17 protein-coding genes, 1 tRNA gene and 1 riboswitch are annotated in these 16,753 nt (G+C 64.9%); of the genes, 6 read left to right on the forward strand and 12 right to left on the reverse strand.

Features of this window, described 5'->3' with window-relative positions; all coding sequences use genetic code 11:
* Positions 1-293: 293 nt before the first annotated feature.
* Positions 294-860 carry a hypothetical protein gene (locus RBJ75_RS18170; RefSeq protein ID WP_317528514.1) on the forward strand — a complete coding sequence of 189 codons (567 nt, stop codon included), beginning with the start codon at positions 294-296 and terminating at the stop codon, positions 858-860.
* 438 nt (positions 861-1,298) lie between these two features.
* Here the strand turns inward: RBJ75_RS18170 and RBJ75_RS18175 are convergent, their stop codons facing one another.
* The 6 genes from RBJ75_RS18175 to RBJ75_RS18200 all read right to left on the reverse strand — a co-directional run bounded on the left by RBJ75_RS18175 (position 1,299) and on the right by RBJ75_RS18200 (position 7,046).
* Positions 1,299-1,433, reverse strand: a complete 135-nt coding sequence (locus RBJ75_RS18175; protein WP_276156657.1) for a hypothetical protein — start codon at positions 1,431-1,433, stop codon at positions 1,299-1,301.
* 180 nt (positions 1,434-1,613) lie between these two features.
* On the reverse strand, positions 1,614-2,810 hold the full coding sequence (locus tag RBJ75_RS18180) for a CaiB/BaiF CoA transferase family protein (RefSeq protein WP_044403966.1): 1,197 nt from the start codon (positions 2,808-2,810) through the stop codon (positions 1,614-1,616).
* Positions 2,807-4,450 carry a tripartite tricarboxylate transporter permease gene (locus RBJ75_RS18185; RefSeq protein WP_080900794.1) on the reverse strand — a complete coding sequence of 548 codons (1,644 nt, stop codon included), beginning with the start codon at positions 4,448-4,450 and terminating at the stop codon, positions 2,807-2,809. Before RBJ75_RS18185 ends, RBJ75_RS18180 begins: the two co-directional genes overlap by 4 nt.
* A complete protein-coding gene (locus tag RBJ75_RS18190) occupies positions 4,450-4,950 on the reverse strand; it encodes a tripartite tricarboxylate transporter TctB family protein (RefSeq protein ID WP_234707277.1) in 501 nt (166 codons plus the stop codon). Before RBJ75_RS18190 ends, RBJ75_RS18185 begins: the two co-directional genes overlap by 1 nt.
* 135 nt (positions 4,951-5,085) lie before the next feature.
* Positions 5,086-6,063: a Bug family tripartite tricarboxylate transporter substrate binding protein gene (locus tag RBJ75_RS18195; protein WP_044403971.1), complete on the reverse strand. Its 978-nt coding sequence runs from the start codon at positions 6,061-6,063 to the stop codon at positions 5,086-5,088.
* 161 nt (positions 6,064-6,224) lie between these two features.
* Positions 6,225-7,046 carry an oxepin-CoA hydrolase, alternative type gene (locus tag RBJ75_RS18200; RefSeq protein ID WP_044403974.1) on the reverse strand — a complete coding sequence of 274 codons (822 nt, stop codon included), beginning with the start codon at positions 7,044-7,046 and terminating at the stop codon, positions 6,225-6,227.
* Positions 7,047-7,423: 377 nt separating this feature from the next.
* Between RBJ75_RS18200 and RBJ75_RS18205 the strand changes: the two genes are divergently transcribed.
* Positions 7,424-8,266, forward strand: a complete 843-nt coding sequence (locus RBJ75_RS18205; protein WP_044403977.1) for an IclR family transcriptional regulator — start codon at positions 7,424-7,426, stop codon at positions 8,264-8,266.
* Positions 8,267-8,361: 95 nt separating this feature from the next.
* Here the strand turns inward: RBJ75_RS18205 and RBJ75_RS18210 are convergent.
* Positions 8,362-8,435 (reverse strand) — tRNA-Gly (locus RBJ75_RS18210).
* A gap of 249 nt (positions 8,436-8,684) precedes the next feature.
* Between RBJ75_RS18210 and RBJ75_RS18215 the strand changes: the two genes are divergently transcribed.
* Positions 8,685-9,167: a hypothetical protein gene (locus RBJ75_RS18215; protein WP_044403979.1), complete on the forward strand. Its 483-nt coding sequence runs from the start codon at positions 8,685-8,687 to the stop codon at positions 9,165-9,167.
* Position 9,168: 1 nt separating this feature from the next.
* Here the strand turns inward: RBJ75_RS18215 and RBJ75_RS18220 are convergent, their stop codons facing one another.
* Together RBJ75_RS18220 and RBJ75_RS18225 are read right to left on the reverse strand one after the other, a co-directional pair.
* Positions 9,169-10,611 (reverse strand): MATE family efflux transporter, encoded by a 1,443-nt coding sequence (locus RBJ75_RS18220; protein ID WP_044403982.1) that lies wholly within the window; start codon positions 10,609-10,611, stop codon positions 9,169-9,171.
* Between the two features lie 161 nt (positions 10,612-10,772).
* The gene (locus RBJ75_RS18225) at positions 10,773-11,849 is read right to left on the reverse strand and encodes a hypothetical protein (protein WP_044403986.1); all 1,077 of its coding nucleotides are present in this window, start codon (positions 11,847-11,849) and stop codon (positions 10,773-10,775) included.
* A gap of 127 nt (positions 11,850-11,976) precedes the next feature.
* Between RBJ75_RS18225 and RBJ75_RS18230 the strand changes: the two genes are divergently transcribed.
* On the forward strand, positions 11,977-12,336 hold the full coding sequence (locus RBJ75_RS18230) for a nucleotidyltransferase family protein (RefSeq protein WP_044403989.1): 360 nt from the start codon (positions 11,977-11,979) through the stop codon (positions 12,334-12,336).
* Positions 12,333-12,752 (forward strand): HEPN domain-containing protein, encoded by a 420-nt coding sequence (locus RBJ75_RS18235; protein WP_052628762.1) that lies wholly within the window; start codon positions 12,333-12,335, stop codon positions 12,750-12,752. The genes RBJ75_RS18230 and RBJ75_RS18235 overlap by 4 nt, the downstream gene beginning before the upstream one ends.
* 5 nt (positions 12,753-12,757) lie before the next feature.
* Here the strand turns inward: RBJ75_RS18235 and RBJ75_RS18240 are convergent, their stop codons facing one another.
* On the reverse strand, positions 12,758-13,864 hold the full coding sequence (locus tag RBJ75_RS18240; protein ID WP_044403992.1) for a 2'-deoxycytidine 5'-triphosphate deaminase: 1,107 nt from the start codon (positions 13,862-13,864) through the stop codon (positions 12,758-12,760).
* A gap of 111 nt (positions 13,865-13,975) precedes the next feature.
* A riboswitch (SAM riboswitch) is annotated at positions 13,976-14,055 on the forward strand.
* 68 nt (positions 14,056-14,123) lie between these two features.
* Between RBJ75_RS18240 and RBJ75_RS18245 the strand changes: the two genes are divergently transcribed.
* On the forward strand, positions 14,124-15,323 hold the full coding sequence (locus RBJ75_RS18245; protein WP_044403996.1) for an O-succinylhomoserine sulfhydrylase: 1,200 nt from the start codon (positions 14,124-14,126) through the stop codon (positions 15,321-15,323).
* 72 nt (positions 15,324-15,395) lie between these two features.
* Here RBJ75_RS18245 and RBJ75_RS18250 read toward each other — a convergent pair whose 3' ends face one another.
* Both RBJ75_RS18250 and RBJ75_RS18255 read right to left on the reverse strand, forming a co-directional pair.
* On the reverse strand, positions 15,396-15,650 hold the full coding sequence (locus tag RBJ75_RS18250) for a hypothetical protein (protein ID WP_044403999.1): 255 nt from the start codon (positions 15,648-15,650) through the stop codon (positions 15,396-15,398).
* A gap of 235 nt (positions 15,651-15,885) precedes the next feature.
* Positions 15,886-16,734 (reverse strand): SGNH/GDSL hydrolase family protein, encoded by an 849-nt coding sequence (locus tag RBJ75_RS18255; protein WP_234707278.1) that lies wholly within the window; start codon positions 16,732-16,734, stop codon positions 15,886-15,888.
* Positions 16,735-16,753 lie beyond the last annotated feature (19 nt).

Genomic DNA, 16,753 nt, shown 5'->3' on the forward strand with positions numbered 1-16,753 from the left:
GGTCGCCCCCTCAGATTCCACTTGCAGGTGCAAGCCGCTTGCGGAATCAATGGACTGGGGGGCGACCGGGATGAGGCTAAATCCGCAATCGGATCGTGATCAGCAGCGCCTTGTGACGGCGAGTAGCGCCGGCGCAATGCGATGCGGCGATCGCAGCATTACTCAGCGGCGGATCGTGAGCGGCATGGGCATGCGCCCCGCGAGGGCCGCTGCTGATGCGATCCAATCGGCGCAGCGGCGGCAAGGCCGCGGACCACAGGTTCGCGCCGATGCTTGAAACCAGCCTCATCTGCGTGATCGCGCTGGCCTGGGCCTATTCGATGACGCTGTTTGTGATGGGGCGGCGCGAGGACGTGCTACACGGCAATTTCATCTGTTCGCCCGCCCAGCCCGATCATGCTCGCCCGACATCCGCCCGGGTCATAGCGCGGCCGCTGCCCAACTCCAAGCCCGTGCCGATCTCCAAACCTTTGGCGATCTCCGAGCCTTTGGCCGCAATGCGGTTCGCCAAAGCCTTACCGAGCCCATCGTCGAAGGCCGCACCACCGGCGCTGCCGATGGTCGCGATGCCAGCGGCGTCGCTGTTGCGGCAGACGCCAAGCCCATCGACCATGCCGGCACAAGATCGACTGGGCGGCCGATCCCCTGATCAGACGCCGATCGCCACCCCAATGACGACAGCATCCACGCCGGCTCGGCCGCCGCGCGCGAGCGTTGCCGAACGGGTGCGGGCGATGTCGCTGGTGATCGAGCGCGCCACGTCCCCTGATCCACGGCCGGCGGCGGCGCAGCAGCCGGAAATCCTGCACTCGCTGCTGGATATCATCAAACGCGACCTCGTCGAAGCCGCCAGCAAGTGACGCGACGCTGCAAGCTAATACCAAAGGCGATTGGCTTCGACTCATCTTTGCGTCATGGCCGGGCTTGTCCCGCCTGCGAGGCCGAAGCCCCTTCGGCGCGGCGAATGCCCGGCCATCCACGCCTTTGATCCAGCACGGCTTCAGGCGTGGATGCCCGGCACAAGGGCGGGCATGACCAACGAGAGGCCGCGCCCTTTGGTATAACTCACGTCGCAACTGACCACGTCACAACTAACCACGCTGCGGATCACCACCCTGCGAGCGACCGTGTCGCACGACATCACGTCGCAACTGATCGCTTCGCAAAATGCACAACCGCAAGTGATCGCGCGGCGGCTCTCACGATCCGCGACCGCCTATCACGCGGGAGGCACTATCATCCGCGCCTCTCGCGATCAGGCGCCGCGCCCGGCCTGGATGTCAGATCCGCAGCCCGGGTTAGTGAGCATGCGGCTGCGCATTGCTCCGGGTCTTGCACGGCTGGGCCTGGAAATCCCCCAGGATCACCACGCCGAACAGGATCAGAACAGTGGATGCCGCAGCGGCGGCCAATAGTAGGATATCGACAGTCATCACTGAATCCCCCTGCATTTGATGCAGTGGCTGAAGCATCTGCCGATTGCGCGGGGACAACCTTGACCAGGATCAAATATGGCGAAGGCGGGGCAAAAAGGTTTTGCGGCGGCAAGCCGGGCCGCTGCCCGCCATCGAGTCTCGCGTGATCGATTGGCGGCAAGCCCAAGCGCAGGCGCCTCAGATCACCTTTCTGCTCTCGAGCTCTGCGACCTCGTGGTCGGTTAGTCCGAGCCAGGACCGATAGACTTCCGGATTGTCCTGCCCGACCGCGCCGCCGGTACTGCGCAGTTGCACCGGATCGACCGTGAACCGCGGCACGACGTTGACCATGGCGATCGACCCGAAATCCTTGTCGGGCACCCGCGTGATCATCTCGCGCGCCACGACCTGGGGGTCGGCGGCGATCTGATCGATCGCGTAGATCGGCGCAATCGTGCCGTGAACCTGGGAAAAGCGCGCGAGCACCTCATCCAGCTCATGCGCCGCGCACCATGTCGCGAACACGTCGTTCAATTCGGCGGAATGCTCGACGCGGCGGACATTGTTGGCGAAGCGCGGATCGTCGATCAGATCGGGCCGGTCGATGGCCCGGCAATTGGCCGCATAGAGCGCATTGGTCGATCCTGCCAGGGTGACCCAGCGCTCATCCTTGGTGCGGTACACCGCCGCGGGCGCGGAGTAACCATTGCCATTGCCGATCCGGCTGCGGACGAAGCCGAGCTGGTCGAATTCGACCGGCAGAATCTCGAGCAGACGAAATGTCGCTTCGGTCAAAGCGAGATCGATTTCCTCGCCCCCGGCGGCGGGGTCGCGCGCGCGCTTCCACAGCGCGGCCAGGACCCCGATGGCGCCGAACAGCCCGCCGATGGCGTCGCCGATCGGGTAACCCGGATGCATCGGCTCGCCGTCGGGCTCGCCGGTGATGTAGGTCAATCCGCCCATCGCCTCGAAGATCCGGGCGAAGCCGGGACGATCGCGATAGGGGCCGTCTTGTCCGAAACCGGTCGCCCGCAGGATCGTCAATCTCGGCTGGATCGACCACAGCACCTCTTTCGACAATCCCCATCGATCCAGCGTCCCGGGGCGAAAATTCTCGATCAGGACATCGAAGCGCGGCAGCAGTTTCTTGAACAGGGCGACGCCCTCAGGGGTTCTCAGATCGAGGGTGGCGAACTTCTTGTTCCGGTTCACGGTCTTCCACCATAACGGCTTGCCCTCCTTGTGGGGCGGAAACGACCGTACGCCATCGCCATCGCCCGGCAGTTCGAGCTTGAGCACGTCGGCGCCGTAATCGGCGAGCAGCGTGGCGGCGAACGGCGCCGCAATGATGGTGGCGATATCCAGAACCTTGAGACCCGTCAGCGGCCCAGTCATCGATGTTTGCCTTCTGTTTCTTGGTTTGACGATGCAATGACGCGGTGTTGCGACGGCCACGGCGCGCTTGCCGGCGCGGCCGCGTTCACAGAGCCGGAGGCCGGCGCCCCACCCGGCGCGACGGCGCCGGAGGCATGGCGCAGTTCGCGCGGCTTCGGACGAAACCGCGTGAAGATCTGCAAGCCGACCAACAGAACGCACAGGCCGAGGAAGATCGCCGCGATCGGCCGCTCCACGAAGACCGCAAGGTCGCCGCGCGAGATCAGCATCGCATGACGAAAATTTTCCTCGAAGCGCGGCCCGAGAACGAAGCCGAGCAGCACCGGGGCCGGATGAAAGTCGAGACGCAGCAGGACGTAGCCGACAAAACCGATCACCACCGTTTCGCCGACCTGGAACATGTCGTTGTTGGCCGCATAGACGCCGATGCAGATGAAGAACATCGCGCTGGGATAGAGATACTTGTACGGCACCAGCAGGATCTTCACCCAGACGCCGATCAGCGGCACGTTCAGGATCACCAGCATGATGTTGCCGATCCAGAAACTCGCCACCAGGCCCCAGAAAATATCGGGATGTTCCTTGATCAGTTGCGGTCCCGGAACGATGCCCTGAATCATCAGCGCCCCGAGCAGCAGCGCCATCACGGCGTCGCCCGGGATGCCGAGGCTCATCGTCGGGATGAAATCGCCCTGTACCGACGAATGGGTCGAGGCTTCGGGCGCGACGACTCCCTCGATCATGCCGGTGCCGAACAATTCGGGGGTCTTCGACACCTTCTTCTCGGTGGCGTAGGCCACGAAGGAGGCGATGGTCGGGCCGGTGCCGGGTATCAGCGAGCACAGGCTGCCGACCAGCGTGCCGCGCAGCATCGGCGCGATCGTGCGCCGCATTTCCTCGCGCGACGGCCGCAGGTCCTTCAGGGAAATTTTCGCGTATTGCGTGTTGCCGACTTTGATCTGGTTCACATTGTTCATGAACTCGCCGATCCCGAACAGGCCGAGCGCGAGCGCGATGATCTCGATGCCGTCATACAGATGAGTGAAGCCGAAGGTGAAGCGCTCGGCGCCGGTCTGAATGTCGGTGCCGACGATGCCCAGCATCAGGCCGATCAACGTCATGGCGACGCCCTTGAGCGGCGAGCCGCGCGCCAGCGTCGAGCCGGCCAGCAGCCCGAGCAGCATCAGCGTGCAGATTTCGGCCGGCCCGAATTCGAGCGCCACTTTCACCAGCACCGGCGCCAGGAAGATCATCTCGGTGATGCCCCAGGAGGCGCCGACGAAGGAGGCAAATACGGTGGCGCCGAGCGCGGCTCCGCCCCGGCCCGCCTGGGTCATCGGAAAGCCATCGAGGCAAGTCACGGCATGCGGCGGATGGCACGGCAGGTTCAACAGGATCGAGCAGATGGCGCCGCCATATTGGGCGCCGTACATCACGCCGGCGAGCATCAGAATCGCGCCGACCGGCGGCATGCCATAGGTCAGGGGCAATAGGATCGAGATCGTCGCAAGCGGCCCCATGCCGGGCAGAACGCCCACCACATTGCCGATCAGCACGCCGAGAAAACACCAGATGATGTTGTGTGGCTCGAGTGCGACGCCGAAGCCTTGCCACAAATCGGCGAGAGCTGTTGCGATCATCATCCCCTCCAGGTCACAAGCGGCATCGGGACCTGAAGCAGATACCAAAACAGCACGACGCCGACGGTCGTGATCACCGCGGCCAAAGCCAATGACGATTTGAGCGTCGCCTCACGATCGCCCATCGCCGCCACGAACACGCAGGCGAAACTCGCAGGAGCCAGACCGAAATATTTGCCGAACAGGATGAAGGCGACCGGAGATGCCAGAATGCAGCCCCAGGCCAGCCACTCCTTGTTTGCCGGAAGGATGTTCTCGTCCTCCCCATCCGCACTGGCGAGCGCGCTCAGCGCGATCGCGAGGCCGACAAAGACCAGCGTGACGCCAATCACGCATGGCAGGAAACCGGATCCCACCCGCGTCAGCGTGCCGATTCCGTAGCCGGCTCCCTTCAGGGCGATGTAGCCACCGAAGCAGACGACCAAGGCGCCGGCGTAGAAGTCCCGCTTGCGGACAAGGCGTTCGATCATTCCGGCGCTGTGTTGCTGACTGTCACTCAATGCGTGGCCTCCATTCGCCCCAATGGCTCAATAGCTTCGTTGCGCGCGGCGCCTCGCACCGTCGGGTGGCCCGACACGTTCGACGGGCCCCCGATCGGCTGGAGACGACAGCGCGCGCCGTGAGTCTTGATGAACTCAGGGCTGCTTGAGACCCGCCTCTTCGATGATCTTGCCCCACTTCTTGGATTCGTCGTCGATGAAGGCGCCGAATTCCGGGCCGGGCAGGTAGTGGGTCTCGAGGCCCTGAGCCAGCAATTTCTGCTTCACGCTGTCGTCCGACAGGGCGTGATTGATTTCAGCCTGCATCTTGTCGACGATCGGAGTCGGCGTCGCGGCGGGCGCAAGAAATCCGTACCAGCCGTCGGCGACGATATCCTGTCCTTGCTCGACCAGCGTTGGCGCCTCGGGGTAAACGGCGCTGCGCTGAGCCGACGCGCATCCCAACACCCGCAGGGTGCCGGCCTTGATATGCGGCAGCGCCGCGCTGATCGCCGAAAACGTCGCATCGACGCGTCCCGCGAGCAGCTCCGTATAGGCGGTGGCGTCGCCGCGAAACTGAACGCTGATGCCCTTGGTGCCTGTTGTCTTCAACAGCAGTTCGCCTGCCAGATGCGGTCGTGATCCGGCGCCGGGAGACGCGAAGGTCAGACCCTCCGGCTTTGATTTTCCGTATGCGATGAATTCGTCGAGAGTCTTGTAGGGCGCCTTGGCATTCACGATCAGGAAGATCGAGGCGAGAATCACCATCGAGACCGGCCGCAGATCCTTGTGCGGATCATAGCTGAGCTTGCCATACAAGGCCTCGGCGGTCGAATAGGGCGCGGCGGCGTAGAGAAACGTGTAGCCGTCCGGGTCGGCATGGGCGACCGTCTCGTTCGCGATCCGGGTGCCCGCGCCGGGCTTGTTCTCGACGAAGAATTTCTTGCCCAGGCGCCGCTCGAACTGATCAGCAAGAATCCGCAAGGAAATGTCGCTGGCTCCGCCGGGACCGTAGGGCGAAATCATCTTGACCGGGCGATCCGGCCAGCCATCGCCAGACGAGGCCGCGTAGGCGGGACCGAATGAAGCTGCTGCGGCCATGCTGCCCAGCAGGGTCCGACGGGTGATCTTCATGGCTTCCTCCTTGATTGATTGTTCGTTTCTTGTGGTGCGCGTGACTCAGGCCAGTGCGGGATGCCTCGGACAAACAAGGTCGTTGCTGGGTCGTCTCGGCGGCTCGTCTGTCGGCCAGGCATCCAAGCAGCCGACATCCAACCCGCGGATCCGAAGGATCGTCATAGTTCACCGGATTTTCGGGCCGCGCCGAAATCCGGCCGGCGTTTTTCGAGAAAGGCCGACAGGCCTTCCGCCGCCTCGGGCCCGAAACGCGCCAGATTGATGGCCCGCGCCTCGCGATCCAGATGGGTCGCGAGATCGACTTCCGGCGCGGCGTTGATGAGTTGCTTGATATTGGCCATCGCCAAAGGCGGTCCCTCGGCGAGGCGCTGGGCCAGCGCGAGCGCCGCCTGCAGGGCGCCGCCGTCGTCCGTCAGCATGTTGACCAGACCCGCGGTCGCCAGCGTCGCGGCGGAGGCCGGTTCGCCCAGCAGGCACATCTGCATGATCATCTGCCGCGGCAGTGCCGAGCGCAGCAAATGCGTCACGCCGCCATCCGGGCTGAGCCCGACGCGAACATGCGCGACCGTGAATTTGGCATCGCGGGACGCAACGATCATGTCGCAGGCCAGAACCGCTGAGACGGCCGCGCCGGCCACGCCACCTTCCACGGCGGCAATCAGCGGAACGGGACAGTCGATGATGGCCTTCACCATCGCGTTGAGCTTGTCGGTATTTCCCGTCGCCTCGGCCAGCGTGCCCTTGGCGCTGCCCTGGAGGGCGCGCACATTGCCGCCGGAGGAAAAGAACTTGTCGGCTCCGGTCAACACCACCGCGCGGACCGTGGGATCCGAGCCGGCCGAGATGAGCTGGGTTTGAATTTGCTGATAGACGGCCGGGCCCATGGCATTGCGGCTCGACGGGCCATTGAGCGTGAGCAGCAGCACAGCGCCATGCCGCACCGCCTCGACAACGGTCGAGCCATCACCGTTCGTCACCATCACACGCCTCCCTCGGCTCGATGCAATCGAGCAGGACAAACAAGGATGCGCCGTCGCCGACTGTCGCCCCTGTCGTCCGGGTTTCTCCCTGAGATCTTCTTGTCCCGAGCTTAGCCGCGCGAAATCACCTTAGCAACCAATTATTATATCAAAATTCCTCTTTGGTTCATATAATGAAACACTCTAGGATTCGCGCCACAACCGCCAAAGCCCGGAGAGCAGTCCGGGCCTTCAACGTCGGCATCACAAGAAGCCAAGCGACGAAGCAATCCGGCGCTTGCTTGGTAGCCCTGGAGGCTGGTCGGCATCGCGATACGGCGACGTCGATTTGCTGACGGCGGTCAGGCATAACAATGCGAAGACACGAGGACGACTTGATGAAATCTGGAAAAAGCGGCGCTCCGCAGCGGTCGGACGGCGACGGCCTGTGCGAGCTCGACGCCTCGATCGACCCCTCGCTCTCGTCCACGCTGATTCGCGGCATCGAAGTTCTGCGTTGCTTCAGCTCCAGCGACCTGTCGTTGAGCAATGCCGAGATCGCGCGACGCCTGGGGCTCAACCGCTCGACCGTTTCGCGGCTGTGCAAGACGCTGATGCATCTTGGCTATCTGCGCCGCGACGACAAGGAAGCGTTCCGCCTGGCGCCGCGCTTGCTGGCCCTCAACTATCCGGTGCTGTCGGCCATGCCGTGGCGCCATGAGGTGCTGCATCCGATGCGCGAACTGGCGCAGATGTGCGCCGGCAACTGCTCGCTCGGCGTCATGTCGGGAGATCTGTTCGTTCACATCGAGACCGCGGGCAATCCGCCGGGCTGGCCGCATATCCCCGATATCGGTCAGACCGGACCGCTGCACAGATCCGCCCTCGGCTGGGCGCTGCTCTCGATGCTGCGGGGCGTCGAATTCGCCACCAAGATCGATGAGCTCAAAGGGCTTCACCCCGACGAATTCGCGGCCTATTCGTCCAAGGTCGATGCGGCCATCGGGCGCTGCCGCCAGCAAGGCTTCTGCGTTTCCTATGGCGACTGGCGGCCCAGTCTCGTCGCCGTCGCGGCGCCGCTCGGGCGGACGGCGGATGGGCTTTGCGTCGCCATCGCCTGCGGCGTTCCGATGTATCGGGCCGATCCCGACTACTTCGAGACCGACCTCGGACCGCGCCTTTCCAGCGCCGCCGAGATGATCCGATCGTCGGGCATCTTCGTGTTGTCGCGCGGCGATTGAGGCGCGCGCGCCGTCACGGCGTCGCCGGCCCGGAGCAATGCCCAAGGCGAGTCCGCGGAGACATTCCCAAGGCGATGATTTGATTGATGAAAGACTGGAGCGGGCGAAGGGAATCGAACCCTCGTATGCAGCTTGGGAAGCTGCCGTTCTACCATTGAACTACGCCCGCGTGGCTGGCCGTGCCGGGCCGAATTGGCCGGCAGGTTCGCTCTGCATCCCATAGCCGAGACCGGGCGATCCGCCAAGGGCCTCGCCGCCGCACCTGTCCGCGCGGCGCGAGCCGATTTGCGCGGAACCGGCCGGCAATCCGGCGCCATTGTGATTTTTCTCACAGAAATCCCGGTCTGCCGCGGCCAGGATCGCCGGGTGCGTCCCATCAGCCCCGCCACCGCGGCGCGGCGCACCACGGAGCAGAGCCATGACCGGTGCTGACAAGGTCGCCTGCCAGGCGGCCACCTTGATATTGCTGTTCACCCTGTCCTGCGCGCCCGCCAAGGCCCAATTTGCCGGCTTCGGTGGCGGCGGCGAAGACATGATGACCCAGATGGCGCCCATGCTCGAAATGATGAAGGCCAAGATGGGCAAGCGTCGCTTCGGCCAATTGATGAAGACGGTGGGCCCGATGATGAGCAAGATGATGGACAATGGCGGCGCAGATCCGGGGGGCGCAGGTCTGGGCGGCGCAGATCTGGGCGGCGTGCCCGGCGGCTTTCCCGGCGCCACGGGGGTTTCGCCCGGCGGCTTCGGCGGCATCGATGCCGGCGGGTTCGGCGGCGGCAACGCGATGGCGATGCTCGGCGGCAATGGCGGCGAGATGATGAGCCTGATCCCGCAATTGATCGGGCTGGCCAACAGCGGCGGCCATCGCAAGCATCATCGGCGCCATCGCCGGCACCGGTGAGCTATGACAGCGCCGGGCGAATATCCGGCAGCTGGCCGCCTTTGGGGCCCCACCGCGTCAGCATGACGCTGAGCGTCGACAGCACGCCCAGCAGCACCATCGAGGCCGCGGCCAGCGCGAAGTAGTTCGCCGCGCTGGCGCCGTGCGACGTCAGAAACCAGCCGCCGAGGCCAACAAAGATCAACCGCGCGGTCTGCGCCAGCACTGGGCCCAGCACCTTGGCGGCGCCCTGCGAGGAGAAATACATCGAGATCCCGAGCCCGATAAAGGCATACATCGGCGCCGCCGCCATCAGATATTGATGGCTGGCGGCGCGCACACCGGCATCCTCGGTGAACAATTCGACCCACAGATCCGGGAAGAACGCGATCAATGTGCCGACCGCGCCGACCAAGAGGAACGACAGCAGCCCGGCGGCCCAGGCGATGTTGCGCGCACGCCTGGCCCGGCCGGCGCCGATCGCCATGCCGATCATCGGCACCGAGGCGATGCCGATCGCAAAGGCCGCCGTGGTCAGCATGAATTCGAGCCGCGCCCCGATGCCATAGCCGGCCAGAACCGCGGTGCCGAATTGCGCCAGCATGTGGGTGAAAATGGTGATGGTCAGCACCGATTGCAGCGGCGAAAAACACGCCACCGCGCCGACTTTCAGAATGTCGAAGAACATCCCGCGCTGGATCCGCAGCCCGCGCAGCAACGGCGTCACCCGCGCGCGGCCGGAAAAGATGTACCAGGCCATCACGCCAGAGCCGACCGAAAACGCGATCAGCGTTCCGGCGGCGACGCCGCGCATGCCATATTGCGGAACCGGGCCGAGGCCGAGGCCGAGAATGCCGCCGAGCACGATCTGCAGCACCGCCGAGTTCAGAATCATCAGCGACGGCAGCTTCATATTGCCGGTGCCGCGCAGGATCGCCGCCAGCGTGTTCATCAGCCACGGCACGATGGCGCCGGCGAAGAAGATCTGGATGTAGCCGACCGCCCGCGCCAGCACATTGCCGCGGCCGCCGAGCAGTTCCAGCAGCGACGGCCCGAACGTCACCATGATCGCGGTGAACACCAGACCAAAGCACAGCGCGATCAGCAGCGCATGCGACGCCAGCGCGCCGGCGCGCGCGACATCACCGGCGCCGAGCGCGCGGGCGATCGCCGACGACACCCCGCCGCCCATCGCGCCGCCCGACATCGTCATGGTCAGGATCACGAAGGGAAAAACCAGCGCCATCGCCGCCAGCGCTTCGGTGCCCAGCCGGCCGATATAGGAGGTCTCGGCGATCACCACGCAGGTCCCGGCGCTGAGCGCCACCACATTGGGCCAGGCCAGCCGGAGCAGCGTCGACAGGATCGGCCCGTCCAGCAACACGTTCCTGGACGGCGCCGCGATCGCCGGCAGCGGCGGCTCGTCATCCGCGGGCGGCAATTCGGCAATGGCGATCTCGGACATGCGTTTCCCCCGCCGGCCCGATTCAAAATGCCGTGCCTGGCATTTTCCTAGCACCGATCAGGCGCGACGCCATGCGTGCGCGACGCATTGCGGGGCTGTCGAATTGGCGGCGTGGTTCGCAGGGCGAAACTGGCGCCGGCCTCATCCTCGCCATCGGTCGCTCAGCGGATCGACCAGATGAAGGGCGGCGCGCCGGCCGCACTTGCCAGATCGACGGTGATGTGGCGGCCGCAACCGGCGGCGAGGCCCTCGACCAGGCCGCGCAGCGCTTGCGCACAGGCCGGGTGGGCGTCGCCGACGTCGGCCATCAGCGTCCAGCTTTGCTGCAGCACATCGACGCCGCCGCCGGATGTCAGCAGGCTCGCCTCATCGCCCTGCGCGACCAGCAAAGCCTGCAACAGTCGCGCGAAGCCGGCGGCGTCGCGTCCGCTCGCGGCCACCCGCGCCGCGCCGATATCCGCGCCCAGCCCCGGCGCGATCTCGTCATAGTATTGCATGCCGATCAATTTGCCGGTCAGATGCAGCAGATATCCGGCATCGACCGGGCCGAACAGCTGCACCGCGACGGGCGCCGCGCTGCGGACATATTCCATCGCGTAGTTGCGATAGGCTTTCTCCAGCCGCGCCTTCGGCCAGCTGTCGACCGGCAGCGCCGGCGCTTTCGCCGGATCGAACAGCGGCGCCTCGAGGTGGCGCGCAAACACCAGCCGCTGCTCGGGCTCCAGCGGATGATCATATTCGCAGTAATAGCCCTCGAGCCCGTCCTGGCCTTCGACGCTCTGCTTGGTGCAGACGAAGCCCATATTGGGATGGCCGAGCGACACGCCATTATAAGCGTGCCAGCCGCGCAGCATCGCCCGCGACACCTCGCCCGGCACGCCGCAGATCGCGGTGCCGCGCCAGATCCAGCGCGGCGGCGGATAGCGGATCCAGGCCTTGCGGTCGGTCTCATAGATGTATTCGACATGGACGCCGCCGATCCAGTTCGACAGATAGTGATACTGCGCCGCGGCAACCGCCGGCGGCAATCCGTCGAGGCCGAGCTTGACGAGGCCAGGCAGGAAGCGCTCCTGCTGCTGGCGGCGAAACACCCGGAACACGAATTCGGCCGCGTCCGCGGTGCCGCGCCGCGTCACCAATGTCAGGATCAATCCGGTGAAATAAGCGTGGTACAGCTCGGCGACGCTGCGCCAGCCGCGCCATTGCGGATCGGCCGCGGGTTCGGATGTGGTCGGCATGTTTGCTCCCTGCTCTTGTTGAGCGGGAGCATAGCGGAGGCGAAGCGGATTGGCATGGGTTTGTCCGCCCGTTCCGGGCGCCGGCGGGACTGATGATTTTCGCCGGGAATGCCGCTATGCTGGAAAGATGAGCCACGTCGTCCCCGAGATCGATTCCGATACGCGGCTGCGCGAGGCCGTGCGGCGGCTGGCGACTTTCGCGCCGGTCGAACGGATCATCCTGTTCGGCAGCCGGGCGCGTGGCGACCATTCCGAGGATAGCGATTTCGACCTTTGCGTCATCCTGAACGACGACATCGCGGCCGGAATGTTCACGCCGATCTCGCTGTGGCGCGAGGTCTCAGATCTGGGGATACCGATTCAGATCGCGCCGCTTCGCAGCAGCGCCTTCGAAACGGCGCGACATGACCCCACCAGCTTGAGCCATGATATCGACCGCGACGGACGGGTGATCTACCAGAAAGTCGAGCCAGCGTTGTCGCCATGAGTTCGAGCGATCCGACCACCTGGCTCGATCTTGCGACCAGCGATGCCGTGGCCGCGCGGCGGTTGCTCCTTCCGCCCGCATCGCTTCCGCAAGCCGCATATCTCGCGCAGCAAGCGGCCGAGAAGGCCATCAAGGCGCGGCTGGTCGATCTTCGGATCTCCCACCCGCGTCAGGGCGGGCGCGGCCATGACCTCGTGGCACTTGCGGATCTCGTGCCTAACGCGGATCCACTCAAGGCAAGGTATGCGGCGATATCGGCAATCACGCCCTGGGCAACCGCGTTTCGCTATCCGTCCGACGATCCTGCGACGCAAGCTCGCGTCACGGTTCAGGAAATTGAAGAACGCCTCACGCAGATTGAAGAGACGATTCGGTATCTGCAGACGGCATTGCGGGATCGAGCCCGACCGGCATAGATCGCCTACGCCCTAAAATGCTTGCTCAGCTTCAGGCCCTGGGCCTGGTAGTTCGAGCCGATCTTCTGGCCGTACATCGCGTTGGGGCGCGACAGCATTTTTTCGTAGATCAGGCGGCCGACGATCTGGCCGTGTTCGAGGATGAACGGCACTTCGCGCGAGCGCACTTCCAGCACCGCCCGGGAGCCGAGCCCGCCGGCGCCCTCATAGCCGAAGCCGGGATCGAAGAAGCCGGCATAATGCACGCGGAATTCGCCGACCAAAGGATCGAACGGCACCATCTCGGCGGCGTAGTCCGGCGGCACCTGGACGGCTTCTTTCGAGGCCAGGATGTAGAACTCGCCGGGGTCGAGGATCAGCGTGCCGTCGGGCCGGGCCGCGATCGGCTCCCAGAATTCGCCGACCGCGTAGCCGCCACGGCGGTCGATATCGACCACGCCGGTATGGCGCTTGGCGCGATAGCCGACGAAGCCGTCGGAATTCTCGCCCGACAGGTCGACGCTGAGCGCGACACCGCCATTGAGATCAGCGTCATCGGCATCGACCAGGCGCTCCAGATCATGCAGCGCATCGAGTTCGTCGGCATCGAGGATGGCGTCGCCGGTGCGAAACCGCACCTGCGACAGCCGCGAGCCCTCGCGCAGCAGCACCGGGAAGGTCTTCGGGCTGATCTCGGCATAGAGCGGGCCGTGATAGCCGGCGCCGATCATATCGAACCGCCGCGTGCCGTCGGCAATGACCCGCGTGAACACGTCGAGCCGGCCGGTCGAACTTTTCGGATTGGCGGCAGCGACGATCGATTGCGGCAGCGCCAGGCTTTCCAGCAGCGGCACGATGTAGACGCAATTGGTCTCCAGCACCGCGCCGTCGGACAGGTCGATCTCGTGCAGCTTCAATTCGTCGATGCGTTCGGCGACGGTCGAATGCGGGCCGGGCAGGAAACTGGCGCGGACCCGATAGGCGATGCTGCCGAGCCGCAGGTCGAGGCTGGCGGGCTGGATCTGGCTTTCGACGAAGGGATATTCCGGCAGGATCAGGCCGGCATCGGCCATCGCCGCGATCATGCGGTCGGGCAGGATCCCATTGGCATTGGGTGGCAAGGTAAACGGCAAGGCAATGGTCCTTCGGATGGCTGCCATGCCATCCAGACGGCTTAAAACAGCAACTCCGATCGGTTATCCGATGACCGGCTTGACGGAAAGGGTGCTGCGGATTATGAGCAGGACTTATCCCGTGGTGATTTGAGCCGGCCGGCTTGCAGCCACGTTAAATAAGTCGCTAAACAGGCCGGGGACAGTGTGCTCCCGGCCTGTGGAATTTTTCCAGGCCGGTTTTTTGTGGCCATCGCCAGGATGGTCACGAGGAGAACGCATGTCCACGATCAAGGCTCCATCGACCACGAATTATCGCCGCGAAACCCGGCTGGTGCACGCCGGAACGCTGCGCTCGCAATATGGCGAGACCTCCGACGCCATCTTCCTGACCCAGGGCTTCGTCTATGCCTCGGCCGAAGAATGCGAGGCGCGTTTCACCGGCGACGATCCCGGCTTCCAATATTCCCGCTTCTCCAATCCCACCGTGTCGGCGTTCGAACAGCGGATGGTGGAATTCGAAGGCGCCGAGGCGGCGCGCTCCACCGCCACCGGCATGGCCGCGGTCACCGCCGCAATGCTGGCGCCGTTGCGCGCCGGCGACCACGTCGTGGCGTCGAAGGCGATGTTCGGCTCGTGCCGCTACGTCGTCGAGGATCTGCTGCCGCGCTACGGCATCGAATCGACGCTGGTCGACGGGCTCGACCTCGACCAGTGGCAGAAGGCGATGCGGCCCAACACCAAGACCTGTTTCCTGGAAAGCCCGACCAATCCGACGCTCGACGTGCTCGATATTTCGGCGATCGCCGAGATCGCCCATGCGGGCGGCGCGCGGCTGGTGGTCGACAATGTGTTCGCGACCCCGGTGTGGCAGAGCCCGCTCGAACTTGGCGCCGACGTGGTGGTGTATTCGGCCACCAAGCACATCGACGGCCAGGGCCGCTGCCTCGGCGGCGTGATCCTGTCGAGCCAGACCTTCATCGACGAGCACATCCAGACCTTCCTGCGCCAGACCGGCCCGTCGCTGTCGCCGTTCAACGCCTGGATCTTGCTGAAGGGGCTGGAGACGCTGGCGATCCGGGTGCGGCAGCAGACCGACGCCGCGGCCAAGATCGCCGACGCGCTGGCGGGGCATCCCAAGATTCCGCGGCTGATCTATCCCGGCCGCGACGATCATCCGCAGGCCGCCACGGTGAAGAAGCAGATGCATGGCGGCTCGACGCTGGTCGGCTTCGAGGTCGCGGGCGACAAGGCCGGCGCGTTCCGCTTTCTCAATGCGCTCAAGCTGATCAAGATCAGCAACAATCTCGGCGACGCCCGCAGCCTGGTGACCCATCCGGCCACCACCACGCATCAGCGGCTGAAACCCGAAATCCGCGCCGAGCTCGGCATCAGCGACGGTTTCATCCGGTTCTCGGCCGGGCTGGAACATGCGGACGATCTGATCGAGGATCTGCACGCCGCGCTGGCGCAGGCGTAGCTGCTCAAGAAGCGCCGGAAGGGGCCGGGCATCGCCCGGCCCGCTGGTCACGCATGCTGATCGCCGCGCGTATCAATTCAGCCGCGTGAAATCGGCGCCTCTCATGCGGGTTGCGATAGATTTGATGCCGGCGCCGGTGGATAGTTCGATCTGTTCAAACAGGCAGGCAATCATCACCAGCAGCTTGCGGCGCTGCTGCTCGTCGGTGGTCTCGGCCAGGAGCCGCCGATAGATTTCCAGCTCGTCGAGAGCGATGGACTGATCCAACTTGGTTTCCAGTGACAGCAGATCGCATCCCGCCGGCCCGCTGCCGAGGACCAGCGGCAAGAATGAAAGCTAGGTCATTTCGACGGGAGCGTCGGTTCGATATCCGACACAAATTGCTGGATTTGAGCGTTTTCGAGCGAAGTGAGTAGCGCGCGAAGAAGACGCTCAGAACAAAAGCCGGAGCGGCGGTGCTGATCATCAGAACGCAAGGGCGCCCGGGAATGATCCACATCGGAACTGCCTCGTCCGTGACATTACTGACGTGCGTCAGGCGAAAGGCGGCGGCAAAGTCCGGTCACAGCGGTCGGTAGGCCATCACGCCGGACGGCCCGCGGATCCCAAGCTTGATCTGCCCGACCGAGCGGATGATATCGTCGCCCAGCAATTGCGCGAAGCAAGCATAGCCCCAGTCGTTCATGTGCAGCCCGTCCGCGATCACGAAATTCTCGAACGGCAGCGCCTGCTGCTCGTGCCATTCGCGCATCACCTCGAAGCGCGGGAACACGCCGACGCGGCGCAATTCGGCGAGCTTGCCGAGCAGCCGCACGGTCTTGCCGGCAGTCTCGCCGCGCTCATTGACCCGCGGCGCATATTGCGGATCGACCAGCACCAGATCGGAGCCGGCCGCCTGAATGATGGCGATGCCGTCCTCGACCACCTTGGCGGTCGCCGCCGGATCGAGATTGCGCAGAATCGCATTGGTGCCGACCTGCCAGATCACAAGGTCGGGCTTGGCGTCGAGCACCGACGATTTCAACCGCTTCATCATCTCCGGGGCGTCTTCGCCGCCCCGGCCGCTATTGACCACGCTGATATCGGCGCCCGGATATTGCCGGCGCAAACGCGCGGCGAGCTGGTTCGGGTAGTTGAAGGCCGGCGAGGAGCTGCCATAGCCCTGGGTCGAGGACGAGCCGAACGCCACGATCACCACCGGCGCGCCGGCCACCAGCTTGCTCGCCACATGCGGCAACGAGCCCATCGATTTGTGGTTGCGCTTCGGCGCCAGGCACGGCACCCGGCTGAAGATGTCGCCGGCCTGTTTGGCAACCTGCTTGACCTTGTCGAGCGCCTGGCCGGCGATGCCCCTTGTCGGCGCCGCATCGGCGGTTTGCGCATGCGCCGACGGCACCGACAGCATAAGCATGGCGACGACGGCGGCCGCC

The sequence above is a fragment of the Rhodopseudomonas sp. BAL398 genome, from assembly GCF_033001325.1.
Taxonomy (GTDB): Bacteria; Pseudomonadota; Alphaproteobacteria; order Rhizobiales; family Xanthobacteraceae; genus JARJEH01.

Excerpts from the sequence above, each read along its gene's own strand:
- RBJ75_RS18175 (WP_276156657.1), bottom strand. The coding sequence starts at position 1,433 with ATGACTGTCGATATCCTACTATTGGCCGCCGCTGCGGCATCCACTGTT.
- RBJ75_RS18180 (WP_044403966.1), bottom strand. The coding sequence starts at position 2,810 with ATGACTGGGCCGCTGACGGGTCTCAAGGTTCTGGATATCGCCACCATC.
- RBJ75_RS18185 (WP_080900794.1), bottom strand. The coding sequence starts at position 4,450 with ATGATCGCAACAGCTCTCGCCGATTTGTGGCAAGGCTTCGGCGTCGCA.
- RBJ75_RS18195 (WP_044403971.1), bottom strand. The coding sequence starts at position 6,063 with ATGAAGATCACCCGTCGGACCCTGCTGGGCAGCATGGCCGCAGCAGCT.
- RBJ75_RS18200 (WP_044403974.1), bottom strand. The coding sequence starts at position 7,046 with ATGGTGACGAACGGTGATGGCTCGACCGTTGTCGAGGCGGTGCGGCAT.
- RBJ75_RS18205 (WP_044403977.1), top strand. The coding sequence starts at position 7,424 with ATGAAATCTGGAAAAAGCGGCGCTCCGCAGCGGTCGGACGGCGACGGC.
- RBJ75_RS18215 (WP_044403979.1), top strand. The coding sequence starts at position 8,685 with ATGACCGGTGCTGACAAGGTCGCCTGCCAGGCGGCCACCTTGATATTG.
- RBJ75_RS18220 (WP_044403982.1), bottom strand. The coding sequence starts at position 10,611 with ATGTCCGAGATCGCCATTGCCGAATTGCCGCCCGCGGATGACGAGCCG.
- RBJ75_RS18225 (WP_044403986.1), bottom strand. The coding sequence starts at position 11,849 with ATGCCGACCACATCCGAACCCGCGGCCGATCCGCAATGGCGCGGCTGG.
- RBJ75_RS18230 (WP_044403989.1), top strand. The coding sequence starts at position 11,977 with ATGAGCCACGTCGTCCCCGAGATCGATTCCGATACGCGGCTGCGCGAG.
- RBJ75_RS18235 (WP_052628762.1), top strand. The coding sequence starts at position 12,333 with ATGAGTTCGAGCGATCCGACCACCTGGCTCGATCTTGCGACCAGCGAT.
- RBJ75_RS18245 (WP_044403996.1), top strand. The coding sequence starts at position 14,124 with ATGTCCACGATCAAGGCTCCATCGACCACGAATTATCGCCGCGAAACC.
- RBJ75_RS18255 (WP_234707278.1), bottom strand. The coding sequence starts at position 16,734 with ATGCTTATGCTGTCGGTGCCGTCGGCGCATGCGCAAACCGCCGATGCG.